The organism is Verrucosispora sp. WMMD573 (genome assembly GCF_027497175.1).
Lineage (GTDB): Bacteria > Actinomycetota > Actinomycetes > Mycobacteriales > Micromonosporaceae > Micromonospora.
Genome location: NZ_CP114901.1, coordinates 1,447,091 through 1,465,764 on the forward strand (window position 1 = coordinate 1,447,091; position 18,674 = coordinate 1,465,764).

General features: G+C 69.6%; 13 protein-coding genes and 1 pseudogene. 8 read left to right on the top strand and 6 right to left on the bottom strand.

Annotated features, from left to right (window positions below):
* Nucleotides 1–124: 124 nt before the first annotated feature.
* The 3 genes and pseudogenes from O7601_RS06700 to O7601_RS06710 form a co-directional block, all read right to left on the bottom strand.
* Nucleotides 125–948, bottom strand: a pseudogene (locus tag O7601_RS06700) (IS5 family transposase).
* A 216-nt stretch (nt 949–1,164) separates the two neighbouring features.
* Nucleotides 1,165–4,074, bottom strand: a complete 2,910-nt coding sequence (locus O7601_RS06705) for a transglycosylase domain-containing protein (protein ID WP_281565349.1) — start codon at nt 4,072–4,074, stop codon at nt 1,165–1,167.
* A 196-nt stretch (nt 4,075–4,270) separates the two neighbouring features.
* Nucleotides 4,271–4,732, bottom strand: coding sequence for a DUF5318 domain-containing protein (locus O7601_RS06710; RefSeq protein WP_281565350.1), 462 nt, complete (start codon nt 4,730–4,732; stop codon nt 4,271–4,273).
* Nucleotides 4,733–4,906: 174 nt separating this feature from the next.
* Here O7601_RS06710 and O7601_RS06715 point away from each other — a divergent pair, with 174 nt between their 5' ends.
* The 3 genes from O7601_RS06715 (at nt 4,907) to O7601_RS06725 (ending at nt 7,441) form a co-directional block, all read left to right on the top strand.
* A complete protein-coding gene (locus O7601_RS06715) occupies nt 4,907–5,545 on the top strand; it encodes a PadR family transcriptional regulator (RefSeq protein ID WP_281565351.1) in 639 nt (212 codons plus the stop codon).
* Between the two features lie 23 nt (nt 5,546–5,568).
* The gene (locus tag O7601_RS06720) at nt 5,569–6,648 is read left to right on the top strand and encodes an inositol-3-phosphate synthase (protein ID WP_281566822.1); all 1,080 of its coding nucleotides are present in this window, start codon (nt 5,569–5,571) and stop codon (nt 6,646–6,648) included.
* A 127-nt stretch (nt 6,649–6,775) separates the two neighbouring features.
* Nucleotides 6,776–7,441, top strand: a complete 666-nt coding sequence (locus tag O7601_RS06725) for a hypothetical protein (RefSeq protein ID WP_281565352.1) — start codon at nt 6,776–6,778, stop codon at nt 7,439–7,441.
* On the opposite strand, the gene O7601_RS06730 is transcribed toward O7601_RS06725, so the two are convergent.
* The 3 genes from O7601_RS06730 to O7601_RS06740 form a co-directional block, all read right to left on the bottom strand.
* The gene (locus O7601_RS06730; protein ID WP_281565353.1) at nt 7,442–7,921 is read right to left on the bottom strand and encodes a methylated-DNA--[protein]-cysteine S-methyltransferase; all 480 of its coding nucleotides are present in this window, start codon (nt 7,919–7,921) and stop codon (nt 7,442–7,444) included.
* A gap of 103 nt (nt 7,922–8,024) precedes the next feature.
* The gene (locus tag O7601_RS06735) at nt 8,025–10,202 is read right to left on the bottom strand and encodes a S8 family serine peptidase (RefSeq protein ID WP_281565354.1); all 2,178 of its coding nucleotides are present in this window, start codon (nt 10,200–10,202) and stop codon (nt 8,025–8,027) included.
* A gap of 90 nt (nt 10,203–10,292) precedes the next feature.
* Nucleotides 10,293–11,753 carry a CCA tRNA nucleotidyltransferase gene (locus O7601_RS06740; RefSeq protein ID WP_281565355.1) on the bottom strand — a complete coding sequence of 487 codons (1,461 nt, stop codon included), beginning with the start codon at nt 11,751–11,753 and terminating at the stop codon, nt 10,293–10,295.
* Nucleotides 11,754–11,878: 125 nt separating this feature from the next.
* Here O7601_RS06740 and murJ point away from each other — a divergent pair, with 125 nt between their 5' ends.
* From murJ to trxB, 5 genes are all read left to right on the top strand, one after another.
* Nucleotides 11,879–13,624 carry a murein biosynthesis integral membrane protein MurJ gene (gene murJ / locus O7601_RS06745; protein WP_281565356.1) on the top strand — a complete coding sequence of 582 codons (1,746 nt, stop codon included), beginning with the start codon at nt 11,879–11,881 and terminating at the stop codon, nt 13,622–13,624.
* Nucleotides 13,625–14,066: 442 nt separating this feature from the next.
* Nucleotides 14,067–15,665 carry a protein kinase family protein gene (locus O7601_RS06750; RefSeq protein WP_281565357.1) on the top strand — a complete coding sequence of 533 codons (1,599 nt, stop codon included), beginning with the start codon at nt 14,067–14,069 and terminating at the stop codon, nt 15,663–15,665.
* A gap of 34 nt (nt 15,666–15,699) precedes the next feature.
* The gene (sigM, locus tag O7601_RS06755; protein WP_281565358.1) at nt 15,700–16,440 is read left to right on the top strand and encodes an RNA polymerase sigma factor SigM; all 741 of its coding nucleotides are present in this window, start codon (nt 15,700–15,702) and stop codon (nt 16,438–16,440) included.
* Nucleotides 16,437–17,516: a hypothetical protein gene (locus O7601_RS06760; protein WP_281565359.1), complete on the top strand. Its 1,080-nt coding sequence runs from the start codon at nt 16,437–16,439 to the stop codon at nt 17,514–17,516. The genes sigM and O7601_RS06760 overlap by 4 nt, the downstream gene beginning before the upstream one ends.
* Nucleotides 17,517–17,690: 174 nt before the next feature.
* Nucleotides 17,691–18,641 (top strand): thioredoxin-disulfide reductase, encoded by a 951-nt coding sequence (gene trxB / locus O7601_RS06765; RefSeq protein ID WP_281565360.1) that lies wholly within the window; start codon nt 17,691–17,693, stop codon nt 18,639–18,641.
* Nucleotides 18,642–18,674: the final 33 nt, after the last annotated feature.

The following is an 18,674-nucleotide window of genomic DNA, read 5'->3' on the forward strand; positions in this document are numbered from 1 at the left end:
TCATCACCTTACAGTTCCCATCAGAGGATGTCGATGGTCGATTAGGCGTGGACTCACCCTGCCCGATTAGATGGAAATGCCGGGATTTCCTCGGTGGGCAGCTAAGGCGTGTTTCATAAGTCGGTCAGAGCCACTCGCAGATGATGACGATGGTCAGGACGGCTTGGAATCGGACGGCCAACTTGTCGTAGCGGGTGGCCACGCCGCGGTGGCGTTTGAGCCGGGCGATGCCGTTCTCGACGGCGTGTCGCATCCGGTAGAGGTCTGGGTCGAACTTCGGTGGGCGTCCGCCGCGGCTGCCCTTGGCTTTGCGGTGGGCGTCCTGGTCTTTCTTGCTCAGGATGCATGCCTTGATGCCACGCTTGCGTAGGTAGGCGGGGTTGCCGCGGCTGGTGCATGCCTTGTCGGCCAGGACCAGGTCGGGGCAGGTGCGGGGCCGGCCCACGCCGAGACGGGTCACCTTGATGCGGCGCAGGACCGGGATGAACTGTGGACTATCACCACGGTGCCCGGCGGTCACCACCATCGACAGGACCTTCTGCCCCTGCTCACACACCAGATGCGTCTTGGTGGTCAGACCGCCGCGAAGTCGTCCGAGCCCGTGATCGGCGGGTTCGTCGTGCACCCCGCCGGGTGGCTCTTTCTGCAGGTGGCCGTCTTTGCGGGCGCCGGCGGCGTGTTTGGTGGGCGCGGCTGGTTATCGAGTCCACGCTGACCGTCCAGGCAATCCGGCCTTCCGCATCTGCGCGGCCTGCGACGCGGACAGGATCTTGTCCCAGTTACGTCGCGCTGCCAGCGACGGAACAGGCCGTAGACCGTCTGCCAGGGCTCATATTCGGCCGGGACGTCGCGCCACGGGGACCCAATCCGGATCCGCCACTGGATTCCGTCGATGAGCTGCCGTCTGTCCCACTTCGGCGGCCGGCCGCTGCCCGACGCGGCAGGCAGCCGCGCAGCGAGCCGCTGCCACTGGACGTCGGTGAGGTCGAGCCGCCTCGTCACCGCTAGGGTGGCCACGAGGTCTCCGGTGTGAAGTTCTAGCTTGGTCGCTGAACCATTTACCGGATACCTCTCAGTTTATCGATCACCGCCATCGAAACGGCCGCGATACGGCGCTGCGGACGGCCGGTATCGTTCTCCGGCCGCCCGTGGCGTCAGCGGGAGCTACCTCCGGCTCGTCGTTCTGGGTGGTAGCAGGCCGCCACCTCGACCGCCCTGCTCCTGATCACCGTCGGGTGGGCCGCCCGGGTTGTTGCCACCGCCGGGACCGCCGTTGTTGCCACCGCCGAGCAGGCAGAGGAAATCCGTTGGATTGCAGTTCTGCTGGTTGCCGTTGCCGTCACCGCCGCCCGGCGGGGGCGGTGGCGGGGCGGGCTCCTCGCCGTTGCCGGCGTCCTGATCGCCGACGCCGGTCACGTCGGGCAGGTCGGACGGGTCGTAGCCCTTCAGGGCGTCGTCCATGTACCGCTTCCACAGCGCCGCCGGGAAGCTGCCACCACCGATATCGTCGCCGTTCTTGTCGACGATTGTCGGCTTCTTCGGGTCGCGGCTGCCGATCCAGACGGCGGTGGCCACGTTCTCGTCGTAGCCGACCATCCAGGCGTGGGCGTTGCGCGGGGTGCCGTTGTGCTCCCAGGTGCCGGTCTTGCCGGCGGCTTGGCGGTTCACCAGGCTGGCATTGTTCTTGCCGGGGATCTCCTTGAGCACTGCGGTCACCTCGTCGGCGACCTCCGGTCGGATCACCTGCTGCGGCTTGAGCTTCTCGCCGGTGCCGGGCACCTTGTCCCACTTGCCGGTGGCCTTGTTCTGCTTCTCCACCGTCCGGACGAAGTGCGCCTTGTTGTACTTGCCCTTGTTGGCGAGGGTGGCCAGGCCGTTGGCGTGGTCCAGCACGGTGATCGGGTACTGGCCGAAGCCGATGACCCGGTCGAACTTCGAGCGCCCGAGGTCCTCGGGCTTGTGCTTGGTCAGGTCGTACGCCTTCGGCGGGTCCACGGTCCAGATGGTGCGGATGCCGGCGCGCCGGGCCATGTCGATGACCTTGGCCTCGCCGATCTCCTCGGTGAGGTGGAAGAACGGCACGTTATACGATTGCACCGTCGAGTGCTGCAGGGTGCACCACTTGGCGCAGCTCGCGTTCCGGTTCGCGTTCTGGATTTCGTCCTTGTAGCCCTCGGGCTTGAACGGGGTCGCGTCCCAGTGCGACTTCACCGAGATGCCGGCGTCGATCGCCGCGGCCAGGGTGTAGACCTTGAACGACGAGCCCGGCGGGTGGCCGCCGACGAGATCGCCGTTCTGGTTGGTGTTCAGGCCGGCGTAGTCGAACCCGGTGCCGTTGTCACCGCCGTAGTAGGCGAGCACCCGGCCGGTCTTCGGGTCGACGGAGACCGCCGCCGCCATCAGGTTCTTCGGCTGTCCCTTGAGCACCGAGCCCTTGCGGTCCGGCTGGGCCGCCTCCTCCAGCGCCTTCTGCATCTTCGGGTCGATGGTGGTGGTGATCCGGTAGCCGCCCTCGCGCAGCTCGTCGACGCAACTGGGCTTGCCCTCGGCCCCGGAGTTGGAGCAGAGGCCCCACTCCTCCATCTCCTTGCGGACGTAGTTGATGACGTTGCCGCGCGGAGTGGCGACCCCGAAGCCGTTGTTCTTCTTCGACTTCTCGACCTTCGGGTATTCGGTCGGCCGCTGCTCCTTGCCCGGCGCGTCCAGCCAGCCCTCCTCGACCATCCCGTTGACGACGTACTCCCACCGGGACTTCGCGTCGACCTCGTTGGTCTCCGGGTCGAAGCCCTTGTGGGTGGCGCTGGCGACCGGCTGCTTGATCAGCGCGGCCAGCACCGCGCCCTGAGCCACCGTCAACTTCTTCGCACTGGTGTTGAAGTACGTCTGGGCCGCCGCCTCGATGCCGTACGCACCACGACCGAAGTAGATCACGTTGAGGTAGTTCTCCATGATCTGGTCTTTGGTGTAGTTGTCGTTCAGCTTGGAGGCGAGGATCGCCTCCTTCACCTTCCGCGCGTAGCTGTCGTCCTGGAGGTTCTCGTAGGCGTTGCGGGCGTACTGCTGGGTGATGGTCGAGGCACCCTGCTTGTCGCCGCCGGAGAGGTTGTTCCACGCGGCCCGGGCGATGCCCTTGTAGTCGACGCCCGAGTGCCGGTAGAAGTTCCGGTCCTCCGCGGCGGCCACGGCGTCGCGCACGTGCTGGGGGATGTTGTCGATGGTGACGAAGGTGCGGTTCTCGTTGCCGAGCTTGGCGACAAGCGTCTTGCCGTCCTTGGCGTAGACGGTGGTGGACAACGGCAGCGGGATCTCCTTGGGCAGCACCACGTTCGTCGAGTAGTAGGTGAACCCGACCACGCCGATGCCGGCCAGCATGATGAACACCGCGAAACCGGCGATCAGCATGTTCATCCGCTTGCGCTTGCGGGCGCGGGCCACCGCACCCGGGTCACGGCCACCGCGACCGGGCCGGGTCGGTCCACCCGGTCCACCGGGACCACCCGGCCCACCGGGGCCGCCGACGCTTGCCCGGGCCACCGCGGCGCGACCGCCGACGCCACCCACGGACGCCGATCCGACGCTCGCTCGACCGGCCGACGCCGCGCCGACAGCGGCGGCACCGACCGAGGCGCGGCCAGGACCGGCCGGCGACACCGGCACCGAAGCCCGACCGGCGCGACCCGGGGCGGGCGAGACCGGCACCGAGGCACGTCCGGGACCGGCCGGCGACACCGGCACCGAGGCACGGCCGGGGACGCCTGGCGAGACCGGCACCGAGGCACGGCCGGGGACGCCTGGCGAGACCGGCACGGAGGCGCGGCCGGGACCGGCCCGGCCGACCGACGCCGCGCCGGCCGAACCGCCGCGCGGCGGAACGCTCGCCGACCCGCCGACCGAGGCACGTCCGCCGACCGAGGCACGGGCCGACGGGCCGGATGTCTCCGGCCCGGTCGACCAGTTGACTTCGCGCGGTTCACCACCCGGGCGGCGGTACGCGTCGTCCGCCTGCCCCGAGTCGTCCTGGCCCGGAATCCAGGCCCGGCCGCGCGAGGAGCTGGGATCGCCGTACGAGTTCATTCCTCACACCCTGCCGTCGCGGTGGGGCGCGGTCGCACCGCCACCGGTTTGCCGTGAGTTGTGACACCTGCGAGCCCGGCACGGGGGTGCCGTGGTCCCGGCGTCAGATCCGCATCAATCGGACCATTCAGACCTACAAGCCGTCGGTCACCCCAGCCGCGTCGCACGCGACCGGGGTCGGCCGATCGAGCTCGAATCACCGTTGCGCCTCTCGCCTTCGCCGCACACCCGTTCCGTCGGCGGTCATGCCGCCCGCCTCACCGTGCTCCGGGTCGCCGTCGGCGACGCCGGTCAGACCGTCCCGCCCGAGCAGGTACTGCTCGACGAGATGGTTCCAGTCACAGCCGAGGCACACCTCCACCACGAAGACCTGGAACTCACGCAGCGTCATCGCCAGCACGGTCAGCTCAGCCACATTACGGGCTTGGCCGGCCGACTGCTTGAGTTCGTCCCCGTAAATGTAGTGGACCAGGGTCAGGTTCTCGCTACGGCAGATCGGGCACCGCTCGTCGGTGGCTTCGCCGTGGAACCGAGCCGCGTTCTTCAGGTAGGGCGACGCGTCGCACAGGTCATAGGTGCCGACGCGGCCGGCGAGGAGCTCACGCAGCGCCGCTCGCTTTCGGAGCGAGTAGTCGACGACCTGGCGCTGCGTACGCATGCGGGAAAGGGTACGCGGTCTCTTCTGGCGAGGCGACCACCGTGACGATCCGTGACCGGAGGACATCAGAACGGGGGTTTGCCCAGACTGAAACGAACCGCTACGGTGCGATGTATCGGTCCGATACATCGTGGCGGTTACCGCTCCACGCACAGGGTAAAGGGAGGATGGCCGGTGCTCGAACTCGCCATCCTCGGCCTGTTGCAGGAGGCCCCGATGCACGGCTACGAGCTGCGCAAGGAGCTCACCGCCAAGCTCGGGGCGATCCGTGCCGCCATCAGTTACGGCTCGCTCTATCCGACCCTGCGCCGGCTGCAGGCGGCGGGATGGATCACCGAGGCCGACGAGACACCCGCCACCGCCGAGGAGGTTCCCGCGCTGACCAGCCGACGAGGTCGGGTGGTCTACGAAATCACCGCGGAAGGAAAGGAACGCTTCGCCCAGCTCATCGCGCAGACCGGGCCGGAGACGTACGGCGACACCGGCTTCGGTGTGCACTTCGCGTTCTTTTCCCGAACCGACCAGGCGACCCGACTCCGAATTCTGGAAGGTCGCCGCCGCACGATCGAGGAACGCCGCGAGGGCCTTCGCGACATGCTGGGCCGGGCGGCCGAGCGCCTCGACGCGTACACCCTGGAGCTGCAGCGCCACGGCCTGGAGGCCTGTGAGCGTGAGGTCCGCTGGCTGGAGGAGCTCATCGCCAACGAGCGCTCCGGCCGTGCCCCGACGGTCCCGCACGACGGGACGGCCGGCGGCCCACGACAAGACAACAACCCGCCTCCGCCTGGTGAGACCAGGACAGAGCGGCCGTGACAGAAAAGAAGGAGGCACACGCGATGGGCTCCGTCCGCGTCGCCATCGTCGGTGTGGGTAACTGCGCCTCGTCCCTGGTACAGGGCGTCGAGTACTACCGGAATGCCGACCCCAACGACCGCGTCCCGGGTCTCATGCACGTCACCTTCGGCGACTACCACGTCTCTGACGTGCAGTTCGTCGCGGCGTTCGATGTCGACGCCAAGAAGGTGGGCATGGACCTCGCGGAAGCGATCGTCGCCAGCGAGAACAACACCATCAAGCTCTGCGACGTGCCGCCGACCGGCGTCACCGTGCAGCGCGGCCCGACCTTCGACGGCCTCGGCCAGTACTACCGCGAGATCGTCGAGGAGTCCGACGCCACGCCTGTCGACGTGGCCAAGGCGCTGCGCGACGCGCAGGTCGACGTGGTCGTCTCGTACCTGCCGGTCGGCTCGGAGCAGGCCGACAAGTTCTACGCCCAGGCCGCGATGAACGCCGGCTGCGCGTTCGTCAACGCCCTGCCGGTGTTCATCGCCTCCGACCCCGAGTGGGCGCAGAAGTTCACCGACGCGGGCCTGCCGATCGTCGGCGACGACATCAAGAGCCAGGTCGGCGCCACCATCGTGCACCGCGCCCTGGCGAAGCTCTTCGAGGACCGGGGCGTCGAGCTGCTGCGTACGTACCAGCTCAACTTCGGCGGCAACATGGACTTCATGAACATGCTGGAGCGCAACCGCCTGGTCTCGAAGAAGATCTCGAAGACCCAGTCGGTGACCTCCCAGGTGCCGCACGAGATGGCCAAGAGCGACGTGCACATCGGCCCGTCCGACCACGTGCCGTGGCTGGACGACCGTAAGTGGGCGTACATCCGCCTGGAGGGCCGCTCGTTCGGTGACACGCCACTCAACGCCGAGCTGAAGCTTGAGGTGTGGGACTCGCCGAACTCGGCAGGTGTCATCATCGACGCCGTCCGGGCCGCGAAGATCGCGCTGGACCGGAAGATCGGCGGCCCGATCCTGTCGGCCTCGTCGTACTTCATGAAGTCCCCGCCGGTGCAGTACGCCGACCACGACGCGCACGCCGCCGTCGAGGCGTTCATCGCCGGCGAGGTCGAGCGCTGACGCGCCGACCACCAGCAACTGACGGCGAGGGCTGGGTCCGCACGGACCTGGCCCTCGCCGTCTCAGCTCGGCCCGCGCCAGGCGCACGGGGCGGCGTCGTCGACGGCGGAACGTTACGCTGATCGTCGTGCCGTTCGCCGACGCTACGCACGCCGCCAGTTCGGTACGCCGGGTCGCCACCGCTCTCGCGGGCACTTTGCTGACCACCAGCCTGTTCGCCTGTGCCGTCCCGGGCAGCCGTCCGACGGCCGAGTCGGACCGAGAGGCCGTGCCGCCCAACCCCCTGCCGTCGGTGGTCGAGGCCCGCTGTGCCGCCACGGCGACAGCACCGCCGGAGGTCGTGACGAGACCCGCCGACCCGTCCGGCGCGTCGACCGCGCCGACACCGCTGGGCACCGGACATCCGATGTCCGACGAACGGGTACGCGAGGAGATGCTCCGCCGTCAGCAGGCCGCCAACGACGCCTTCCGGGAACGCGGCACGCTCGAACCCGATACGGCTGCCGGCGCTCGCGCCTGTGCCACCGAGGTGCTCAAGGGCCTGAATCTGATGACCGCCGGCGGCCGGGACGAGCCCGACGAGAAGGCGGTACGGCGGGCGGTGACCGCCACCGGCCTCACCGAAGTGGTCGTCAGGCCGCCCGGGCGACTCGATCTCGGCCCCGGCGACGGGCTGATCTTCGCGGGGTGGACCGGCCGGGCGTGCGTCTTCGGCAGCGTCCGCCAGGACGACATCGTGGTGGAGATCGGTACCCGGATCGCCGACGGTGGCTGTCTGCCCGCGCCGGGCTGATCAGGACCAGGCGCGTTGCAGGGCCACCCGGGCCTCCAACTCCAGCAGTTTGACCTTGCGGTCCAGGCCACCGCCGAAACCGACAAGCTTCCCGCCCGCCCCGATGATGCGGTGACACGGCACGATCACCGGGATGGGGTTGCGGTTGCAGGCCACGCCGACCGCCCGGGCCGCTCCGGCGTCACCGACCCGCCGGGCCACCTCGCCGTAGGTCAGCGTCTCGCCGTACGGGATGCGGGTCATCTCCCGCCACACCGCCCGCTCGAAAGCGGAGCCGCGCGGCACGGTCACCGGCACCCCGAAGTCGGTCAACTCCCCGGCGAAGTACGCACGCAGTTCGGCCACCGCCCGTCGGGAGGTTTCGTCGGCCGGCTCGGTCGTCCCGTCACCGACCGGGCCGAAATGCGCCCCGCAGACGCCGTCCCCGTCGGTGGCCACGGAGAACTCCCCGATCGGTGAGTCGAGCACGGTCCAACGCATCCCGCCATTGTCCCCTCATGAGCAGGGGCGGCAAAGGCGAGCGCCCGCCGGAGCGTCCCGGGTGTTCGGGAGCTCCGGCGGGCGCCGGCCGTGCCGCTACGGATCAGGCGGTGAAGACGAAGAATCTTTCGCCGTTGCCCAGCCCCAGGCCGGAAACCGACCACTGGATCGTCTTGTTCGAGATCAGCTGGCTGGTGCCGGACGACCCGGCGGAGACCGCCTGGTTGTCGCCCGCCCTGAGGAAGATCGTTCCGTCGATGTTGTAGTTGGCGAAGTCGAACGTCTCGTAGAGACCCCGTCCCGTGCTGCTGGCGACCAGCGGCTTGGTGCCCTTGCTCGCCGCGGTCACGTACCTGCCGTTGGCGTGGGCCCGGAGACCGAAGAAGCCGTCACCTGCGTTGATGACGTCGAATCTCGCCGCCTTGGTGACGGTCGTGCTGCTGGCGACCAGCGGCTTGGTGCTGCTGGCGGCCACCACGTACTTGCCGCTGGCCTTCGACCTGAGGCTGACGATCGGCGGCGCTGCGTCGATCGTGAACTTCTCGTTGGTGCCGATGGAGGTCTTGCTCGCCATCATCGACGAGCTGCCGGACGTGGATGCCGTGACGTACTTGCCGTTGATCTTGGACTTGAGGCTGACCGTGCCGTCGGTATGATTGACGATCGTGTACTTGGCCGACGTGACGATCGTCTTGTGGCTGGCGATGAGCGGCTTGGTGCCGTTGCTCGGCGCCACCACGTACAGTCCGTTGGCCCTGGAGCGCAGCGCGACCAGGCCGCTGCCGGCGTCGACGAAGTCGAACCGCTGCGCCGTGCCCATGCTCGTCGCGTTGTTCACCAGCGGCTTGGTGCTGCTGGCGGCGGTGACGAACTTGCCGTTGGAGCGGGCCTTGAAGCCGTGCGAGTAGCGGGTCGGCGTGACCGATCCGACGGTCAGCAGCCGGTCGATCGAACCCTTCGTGTCGTACACCCCGCCGGCGAGGCCGGTGGTGACGATCCGGTCCCGGACCTGCTTCGGCGTCCAGCCCGGGTTGGTGCTCAGCAGCAATGCCGCAGCCCCTGCCACGTGCGGAGCGGCCATCGAGGTGCCACTGAACACCGCGCTGCTGGTGTTGCTGTTGTGCCGCGCCGACACGATGCTCGCGCCGGGCGCGAAGACGTCGAGGCACTTGCCGTAGTTCGAGAACCACGCCCGCATGTTGATCCGGTCCGTCGCGCCCACCGTGATCGCGTCCGGCACCCGGGCCGGTGACGCCTTGCAGGCGTCCATCCAGCTGTTGCCGGCCGCGATCGAGTAGGTGATGCCGGACGCGATCGATCGGTTGACCGCCTCGTCGAGGGACGGGACGGCGACGACGTCACCGAGGCTCATGTTGGCCACGGCCGGCTTCTGCGCGTGCTCGGTCACCCAGTCGACCCCGGCGATCACCTGTTCGGTGGTGCCGAAACCGTCGCAGTCGAGCACCCGTACGCCGACCAGCTTCACGCCCTTGGCCACGCCGTACTTGGTGCCGCCGACGGTCCCGGCGACGTGCGTACCGTGGCCGTTGCAGTCCTGGGCGACCTCGTCGGAGTCGATGGCGTCGTAGCCGTGACTCGCCCGACCGCCGAAGTCCTGGTGGGCGATGTTGATTCCGGTGTCCAGGATGTACGCGGTCACCGAGCTGCCGGTGTTGGGGTACTTGTAGCTGCCGTTCAACTTCGGCGACGCCTGATCGATGCGGTCGAGGCCCCAGGACGGCGGGCTGCTCTGCGTGCCGCTGTTGGCCGACAGCCGCCGCACCTGCTCCACGTAGGCCACGTCGGGGTGGCTGGCCAACTTGTCCGCCTGCCGCTGGCTCATGGTGGCCGAGTAACCGTTGAGGGCGTGGCCGAACACCCGGCGGACCGACCCGCCGTTCGCGCCGGTGAGCGCCGGGGCGGCGGCCCGGACGGATCTGTTGGTCGCCCCCCGGTCCTTGAGGACGACGATGTAGCGGTCCGGCACGGCGCCGACGCCCCTGGTGCCGAGCACCTCGGCGCGGGGCTGGTCGGCCGGAGCGGCCATCGCGGCACCGCCGGTCGCGACGGTGAGCATGGACGAAGCGGTGGCAAGGGCGAGCCCCGCCGCCGCCGAGCGGCGCAATGCGCCACGGCGATTCACTGGATGTGCCCCCGTCGGTCGTCGACCAGGCCCGATGGGCGGTCGGATCGATACTGGATCGTCCCGCCTCCAGCTGCGAAGCAGCGGGCTGATGGACGTGAACACATCATGGACGAACCTCGCTGGCACCGCGTCCACCGTTCGGTCGATACGTGAGCGTTTCGACGTACGGCCGTCGCCTCGGTACAGGCACAGTGGACATCGGACGCGATCGGCTCGCGTCGCTGGTCAGTCGCGGATGCCCTCGTCGCGGGCCCAGCGCAGCAGCTCCGCCTCGGCCGTGTCGCGGTCCAACGGTCCACGCTCCAGCCGCAGGTCCTTCAGGTGCTTCCAGGCCCGCCCCACCACCGGCCCGGGTGGCACCCCCAGCAGCTCCATGATCGCGTTGCCGTCGAGGTCGGGCCGGACCCGGGCCAGATCCTCCTCGGCGGCGATCCGGGCGATCCGCTCCTCCAACGCGTCGTAGTCCGCCGCCAGCTGGGCCGCCTTCCGCCGGTTGCGGGTGGTGCAGTCCGAGCGGGTCAGCTTGTGCAGCCGGGGCAGCAGGTCACCGGCGTCGGTCACGTACCGGCGTACCGCCGAATCCGTCCACTCGCCCCGGCCGTACCCGTAGAAGCGCAGGTGCAGCGCGACCAACTCGGTCACCTTCGTCGTGACGTCCTTGGGGTAGCGCAGCGCCTTCATCCGCACCTTCGTCAGCCGGGCACCGACCACCTCGTGGTGGTGGAAGCTGACCCGCCCGTCCGGGCCGATCGCCTTCGTCGCCGGCTTACCCACGTCATGCATCAGCGCGGCCATCCGCAGGATGAAGTCCGGTCCGTCCTCCTCGTATGACACGGCGTTGCTGACCACCGTGAGCGTGTGCTCGTAGACGTCCTTGTGCTGGGCGTGCTCGTCGATCTCCAGCTTGAGCCCGGTCAACTCGGGCAGGAACCGCTCGGCCAGCCCGGTGTCGACAAGCAGCCGCAGGCCGGAGATCGGGTCCGCGCCGCAGAGCAGCTTGGTGAACTCGTCGCGGATCCGCTCGGCGGTGATCCGGTCCAGGTCGCTCGCCATCCTGGTCATCGCCGCCCGCACGTCCGGGTGGACCGCGAAGCGCAGCTGCGCGGCGAAGCGGGCGGCCCGCAGCATCCGCAGGGGGTCGTCGCCGAAAGACTCGGCGGGCGTGCCCGGAGTACGCACGATCTTCGCGGCCAGGTCGGTCAGGCCGCCGTACGGGTCGGTGAACCGGTGCTCGGGAACGCTCACCGCCATCGCGTTGACGGTGAAGTCCCGCCGTCGCAGGTCCTCGACGAGACTGGTGCCGTAGGCGACCACCGGGTTGCGACTGACCTGGTCGTACGATTCGGCGCGGAAGGTGGTGATCTCCAGTCGCAGCCCGCCACGCTGGCAGCCGATGGTGCCGAACTCGCGGCCGGTCTCCCAGATCGCCTCGGCCCAGCCCCGCACGATGTCAAGCGTCTGATCCGGGTGCGCGTCGGTGCAGAAGTCGAGATCCTCACCGAGCCGGCCGAGCAGGGCGTCGCGTACCGAACCGCCCACGAGGTGCAGTTCGTGACCGGCGGCGGCGAACCGGCGACCCAACTCGTCGGCCACCGGGGAGACCCGGAGCAGTTCGGCGACGGCGTTGCGCTGCGCGGCGGTGAGATCGCGGCGGTCGGTGGCGTGGGATGCGGCGGTTTCGGACATCGGATCCGCAGCCTATCGGTCCTGACCGGCATCGCCTCCGCCGGGCGCGGGTAACGGTCGAGGGTTGACTAAGGTCTGTGACGTGCGGGCCGGTGCCGGCTCCGGCGTACCCCTTGGAGGCACAGATGAGCGGCGGGCTCTACCGCAGCGCGAACGCCCAGCAGGGCGGCGCGCCCGGCAGCCGGCCCGGTGACGGAGCCACGTTCATCTCCGCCGAGCCGCTCAACCAGCCGGCGGCCGAGGCGGTCGCGCCGCCCCAGGAGCAGATGGCGGAGAGCAGCGCCGCCGCCAACAGCGCGATCATGGCGATCGGCAGCCTGGTCAGTCGGGGTACCGGCTTCCTCCGCAACCTCATGATCGGCGCGGCCCTCGGCAACCTGATCGGCAACGTCTTCACCACCGCCATGTTCCTGCCGCAGCAGGTGTACGAGTTCCTGCTCGGCGGCATCCTGACGAGCGTGCTCATCCCGGTGCTGGTCCGCCGGAGCAAGCTGGACTCCGACCGGGGCCAGGCGTACGCACAGCGGCTGTTGACCCTGGCGGTCGTCGCCCTCGCCGCGACCGTGCTCATCGCGGTGATCGCGGCACCGGTACTGACCAGCCTTTACGCAAGCGGCAAGGACGCCAACTACACCGGCCTGGTCACCAAGCTGTCGTACCTGATGCTGCCAATGCTCTTCTTCACCGGCATCAGCGCGCTCATCGCAGCCATTCTGAACACCCGGGGCCACTTCGCGGCGCCGATGTGGGCGCCCATCCTGAACAATCTGGTCGCCATCGCCACCTTCGGCACGTACATCGTCGTCTTCGGCGCCCAGGCCCGGCAGCCCGCCGACGTGGGACTGAACCAGGTCCTCCTGATCGGTGGGGGAACACTGCTCGGCGTCGCGGTGCAGGCCGCCGGTCTGCTGCCGGCACTACGCAAGGTCGGCTTCCGGTGGAAGCTGCGGTTCGACTTCCGGGAACTCGGGCTGCGTGAGCTGGCTCGACTCGGCGGCTGGATGTTCTGCTACGTGGCGGTCAACCAGCTCGGTCTCTTCGTGGTGGTCAACCTGCTCACCCGAGCGGCCGGCGACGACAACGCCGGCCTGCTGATCTACAACAACGTCTTCCTGCTGTTGATGATGGCGCACGGCATCATCGCTGTCTCGATCATCACGGCGCTGATGCCCCGGATGAGTTCCACCGCGGCCGACGGCCGATTCCACGACTTCACAAGCGACCTGAGCCGGGGTACGCGAACCGTCAGCGCCGTGCTCGCCCCGATCGCTGTCTGCTACGCGGTGCTGGCCACCCCGATCTCGGTGGTGGTCTTCCGCTACGGCGCCTTCACCGCGGACAACGCGGTGGCCACGTCGACCGTGCTGCTGGTCGCCGCGATCGGGCTGGTCCCGTTCGCGATCAGTCAGTTGTTCACCTTCGCCTTCTACGCGCTGCCGGACACCCGGATGCCGGCACTGATCAACATTCCGGTGGTGGCGCTGCGGGTCGGGGTGCAGATCGCGCTCTTCCTGGTCTTCTCGCCGAGCTTCACGGGAGCCGGGATGATGATCGGCAACACGGTCTCCTACCTGGCCGCCGCCATCGCGTCGGCCTGGCTGCTGCGCCCCCGGGTCGGTCGGATCGGGCTGGGCGCGATCCTGCGGACCCTCGGCCGGGTGACCCTCGCCGCCATCGGTGCCGCGCTGGTCGGCCTACTGGTGGTGACCCTGCTCCCCGGCGGCGACACGCCGACCTGGCTGGCGGCGATGGTGCAGTTGGTGGTGGGTGGCGCGGTGATCGGCGGCACCTACCTCGGCCTGGCGACCGTGCTGCGGATCTCCGAGATCACCGAGGTGGTCGGCATGGTCCGCCGCCGCCTCGGCCGCTGAACCGCCACCCGAAGCGGCACGCACCCAGAGTCACTGCGGATCACCAGGCTGGGGATGTCCCTGTGGATAACTCCGCGCGCCGCCGCTCACCTGACGGATCGGCCTGTGGATAACCAACCGGACGGCCGAGCATGCCCGGCCGATCGACGGGAACCCGGCGTTGCCGAACCCACCGGTGCGACAGGTTCCGCCCCGGCCGGAGCCGATTGAGGTCAACCTCTAGATTGGCTGGTACAGGTACCAGCAACGTGGCCGACAACGGCGGTAACGGGACGAGTCCGCCGACCGCTGACTTCGTCGTCACGGGACGGCGGGAAGATGACATGTCGGGGACCGGGCCATCCCGGGTAAGGTCGCACTCGACGGGTACGGCAGAAACCGGCGCGCGGCACCCTGCTGCGACCGGCCGGCCGGTACCAGACGAAGGCGGAGCGGGAAGCAGATGCCCAGCAGCGCGGGTCCATCGATCGACACGATCACCGAGGGAGGACGGGTGACCCAGGTCGGCGAGGGTCAGGACGCGGACGAGACCACTCCGCCGGTCATGACCTTCGGTGCTCCGACGGCCGGTGAGATCCTCGCCGAACGTTACGAACTGGTCGAGCACATCAACAACGACAGCGCGGGCCGCCTGGTCTGGCGTGGGGTCGACGTCGTGCTCCGCCGACCCGTCGCGGTCGTCATGCGCTACCCGGGTGGCGACTCCGCCACCGAGATGCTCCAGGCCGCCGTCGCCGCCAGCCGGGTCGTCCACCCCAACCTCGTCGGTGTGTACGACGCCATCGACGAAGCCGAGCGGGCCTACGTGGTACGCGAGTGGGTCGACGGTCAGTCCCTGCGGGACCTGGTCGCGAGCGGGCCGTTGGACGCCGCCCGCGCGACAGCGGTCGGCAACTCCGTCGCCAGCGCCCTGGCGGCCGTCCACGCCACCGGCATGGTGCACGGTAACGTGCACCCGGGCACGGTGATGATCAGTGATGACGGCCGGGTGGTGCTCGCGGACGCCCGCACCGATGGTGACGACAGCCAGGAGAGCGACGTCCGGGCCGTCGGAGGCATCCTCTACTTCGCGATGACCGGCTACTGGCCGCACGCCGAGGCGCCGCTGCGTGGCGCCACCGCCGGGCATGGTCGGGCGGCCATTCCCGACGCGGTACGCGATGCGAACGGGGCCGTCGCGGCACCCCGTCAGGTCCGGGCCGGTGTGCCGGCCTACCTGGACGACCTGACCATGGATCTGCTCGACGCCGAGATCGCCCCACCCCCGTCGGACGTGCTGACGGCGGAGTTGGCCCGGCTCGACGTGCCCGACGACGACTACCTCGACAACAACGGCCCGCTGCGGTTCGCCGGCGAGACCGGCGAGGAGCCGTCACCGTTGGCCGCTGCCGGCGGGCGGAAGGTCGCCCTGGGCATCGCCGGGTTGCTTGCGGTTGCCCTGATCGGGCTGCTGATCGGGATCAGCACTCTCGGCGACCGCGACGGTGACCCGCAGACCAACCCGGTTGCGGCACCGACATCGAGCTCGCCGGTGAGCGAGGAGCCAGCAACGCCCACGGTCCGGAACCTGAAGATCAGCGACGCCCGGATCATCGACCCGGACAGCAACGACCGGACCGAGGTGCGCGACGCCGAGAAGGTCTTCGACGGCGATCAGGACGAGGGCTGGTCCACGGAGACCTACAACCGCAGCAACTTCGGCAACCTCAAGCGGGGCATGGGCGTCTGGATCGACCTCGGCGCCGAGCGGACCGTCAAGTCGGTACAGGTCAACCTCTCCGACCGGGGTGCCTCGGCGGAGCTGCTCACCGGCACGACAAACGCTCCCTCGTCCAGCTCGGGCGACGACGAGGTCCTCACGGCGTACCTGAAGAACAAGATCGGGCAGCCCTTCGAGGAGCACGACGGCACCACGATGACCTTTGACGGCTTCGACGCCGACAAGAAGTACCGCTACCTGCTGTTCTGGATCACCGAGCTGCCGCCGAACGGAGGCGGCTTCAAGATCGGGGTGCAGGAGATCACGGTCCAGGGGTCATGAGCGGTCGGCACGGCGTCAACCACCGGGTCGGGTGATGGAGGTACGCGACGCCGGAGGCAACCACCCGGTCACCGCTTCCCTGGACGACACGGTGAGCGACCTCGATCTGCTGCGCGCCCACGTCGCCGGTGACCGGGACGCCTTCGGCGAGTTGTTCCGCCGGCACCGGGACCGGCTCTGGGCGGTCGCCCTGCGTACGCTCGGCGACCGTGAGGAGGCCGCGGACGCTCTCCAGGACGCGCTGCTGTCCGCCCATCGCGCCGCCGCCCGGTTCCGGGGTGACTCGGCGGTCACCACCTGGCTGCACCGGATCGTGGTCAACGCCTGCCTCGATCGGATCCGCCGTCGGCGGGCACACCCCACGGTGCCGCTGCCCGACGGGGTGCACGGCCCGGAGGAAGGTCCGGCCACCGGCGGCGTGGAGCCGGCCGCACCGGTACGAGACCACGACACCGCCATGGTCGTCCGGGACGCCCTGGCCGCCTTACCGGTGGAGCAGCGGGCCGCCCTCGTCCTGGTGGACGTGCAGGGTTACCCGGTCGCCGAGGTCGCGCGGATTCTCGGCGTCGCCGAGGGGACGGTGAAGAGTCGCTGCGCCCGAGGCCGCGCCCGGCTCGCGGTCACGCTCGGCCACCTGCGACCCGGCGCCGGGCCGGCGAACAATGCCCGGCCGGACGTGCCGGAGGTCACCGGTGGGAACCCGAAGCAGCCATCGGGCGTCCGATCGGGGTCGGGGCGGTCCCGGCCGGCCGCCAACCAGCAGGAGGAAGCGTGAGTACCGGGGAGTTCAGGGAGGTCGACCACGACCTGCTCGCCGACTACCTCGGTGGCGCGCTGGACGGCACCCCCGAGCACACTGAGATCGCCCGGCTGGTGGCGCAGGACCCGGCGTGGGCTGATGCCCACGCTCTGCTGGGCCCGGCCGTCGACAACGTCCGCGCCGAGCTGGCCGGCTGGGGCGAGCCGACGCTGGAGCTTCCGCCGGAGATCAGCGACCGGATCAGCGCCGTTCTCGCCTCGGCTGATCCGCTCACCGCGCCCACGCCGGCGGCTCCCGAGCAGGAATTGGCCACCAGAGACGGGATTGGGGCCGACGACGACTCCGGAGCGGCGGCGACCGGCGGAAAGCTGACTGTCGTGCCAACCCAGCCGACAGCCGGTCCCCGCCGGCCTGGCGGCCCGTTACGGCCGGGCCAGGGCCGGTCCTCGTCGTCGCGGCCGGGTCGGCGGCGTCGCCGCTGGGCCCGCGTGGCCGGGCCGGTTGCCCTCGCCGCCGCCGCGGTGGTCGGGTTGGGCGCGCTCCAGTTGTTCCGACCGGGCGGAGGGGCCGACGTCGCCACCGACACCGCACTGAACGAGCGGGCCGCCAGCCCTGCGGTGCCGCACGCCTACCCGCAGGATTCCGCAGGGCAGCCCGGCACCGAATCGGCGCCCGAACGTGCCGCGGCCGCATCCGGCGCTCCGTACCGCGTCGTCGGCCCTCCCCAGCGCAGCGACACCGACTACACGCCGGAGGCACTGGCCGGCCTGACTCCGAGCGTCAGGCAGTTCTCCACCGACGGTGACCGGGGGCTCGGCGCGGAGAACCAGGAACGCCTGCCCGCCCCGGGTGATCTGGCCCGGCTCGGCACCCAGACGGCACTGAGCGCCTGCCTCGCGGAGATCAGTGCGGAGCAGCGCGGAGGACCGCTGACCTTCGAGGTCATCGACTACGCCCACTTCCAGGGGCTGCCGGCGCTGATCCTTCAGTTCACCGACGCCTCCGGCACGAACTGGGCGTGGGTCAGCGGCCCGGAGTGCGGGGTACCCGGGTCCGGCTCGGACGCCCGTTACCGTACGCGGGTAGGGTGAGCCTGCGGTCGCCGGACTTTTGACCGTCCACGTGACCTGACCCACCGGGTGACCGGCTCGGGAATTCCCGCTTCGTACGATGACGTTCTGCACATCAGTTGCCGCCGCGTCGGCACTCGGATCGGCATCGGCCCGCACGCCGGTGACGACAGTCAACACGATTGGGAGACGGCAGTGGACGAGGTCCGCAACCTGGTCATCATCGGCTCCGGGCCGGCCGGCTACACGGCGGCGGTCTACGCGGCGCGTGCCAACCTCAAGCCACTGGTGATCGAGGGTGTGCAGTCCGGCGGCGCGTTGATGACGACCACCGAGGTGGAGAACTTCCCCGGTTTCGCCGACGGCATCCTCGGCCCTGAGCTGATGGACAACATGCGTAAGCAGGCCGAGCGGTTCGGTGCCGAGTTCCTGACCGACGACGTCACCCGGGTCGAGCTGACCGACACCGGTCACCCCGGCGCGGTGAGCACCGTCTGGGTCGGGGAGACCGCGTACCGCGCCCGGGCCGTGATCCTCGCCACCGGTTCCGCCTGGCGCCCGCTCGGCGTACCGGGCGAGCAGGAGTACCTCGGCCACGGTGTCTCCTCCTGCGCCACCTGTGACGGCTTCTTCTTCCGCAACCAGCACATCGTGGTCGTCGGTGGCGGTGACTCGGCGATGGAGGAGGCCAGCTTCCTGACCCGCTTCGCCGACTCGGTGACGATCCTGCACCGCCGCGACTCGTTCCGGGCAAGCAAGATCATGGCCGAGCGGGCGCTCGGCAACGACAAGATCAAGGTCGAGTGGAACACGGTGGTGGAGGAGGTGCTCGGCGCGGACGGCAAGGTCTCCGGCGTACGGGTACGCAACGTCCACACCGGCGAGGCCAAGGTGCTCGATGTCACCGGCGTGTTCGTGGCGATCGGCCACGACCCACGCAGCGAGCTGTTCCGCGGGCAGGTGGAGATGGACGACGAGGGGTACGTGAAGGTGCAGGCCCCCAGCACCCGGACCAGCATCCCCGGCGTCTTCGCCGCAGGGGACCTGGTCGACCACACGTACCGGCAGGCGATCACCGCCGCCGGAACCGGCTGTGCGGCCGCCCTGGACGCGGAACGCTTCATCGCCACGCTGCCCAAGAGCTGAACCAGACACAACGCAGGAGGAGGAGGGGTCAAC

Bases quoted from the DNA above. Each gene is read 5' to 3' on its own strand.
- O7601_RS06705 (WP_281565349.1), bottom strand. From the start codon at position 4,074: ATGAACTCGTACGGCGATCCCAGCTCCTCGCGCGGCCGGGCCTGGATT.
- O7601_RS06710 (WP_281565350.1), bottom strand. From the start codon at position 4,732: ATGCGTACGCAGCGCCAGGTCGTCGACTACTCGCTCCGAAAGCGAGCG.
- O7601_RS06720 (WP_281566822.1), top strand. From the start codon at position 5,569: ATGGGCTCCGTCCGCGTCGCCATCGTCGGTGTGGGTAACTGCGCCTCG.
- O7601_RS06730 (WP_281565353.1), bottom strand. From the start codon at position 7,921: ATGCGTTGGACCGTGCTCGACTCACCGATCGGGGAGTTCTCCGTGGCC.
- O7601_RS06740 (WP_281565355.1), bottom strand. From the start codon at position 11,753: ATGTCCGAAACCGCCGCATCCCACGCCACCGACCGCCGCGATCTCACC.
- murJ (WP_281565356.1), top strand. From the start codon at position 11,879: ATGAGCGGCGGGCTCTACCGCAGCGCGAACGCCCAGCAGGGCGGCGCG.
- O7601_RS06750 (WP_281565357.1), top strand. From the start codon at position 14,067: ATGCCCAGCAGCGCGGGTCCATCGATCGACACGATCACCGAGGGAGGA.
- sigM (WP_281565358.1), top strand. From the start codon at position 15,700: ATGGAGGTACGCGACGCCGGAGGCAACCACCCGGTCACCGCTTCCCTG.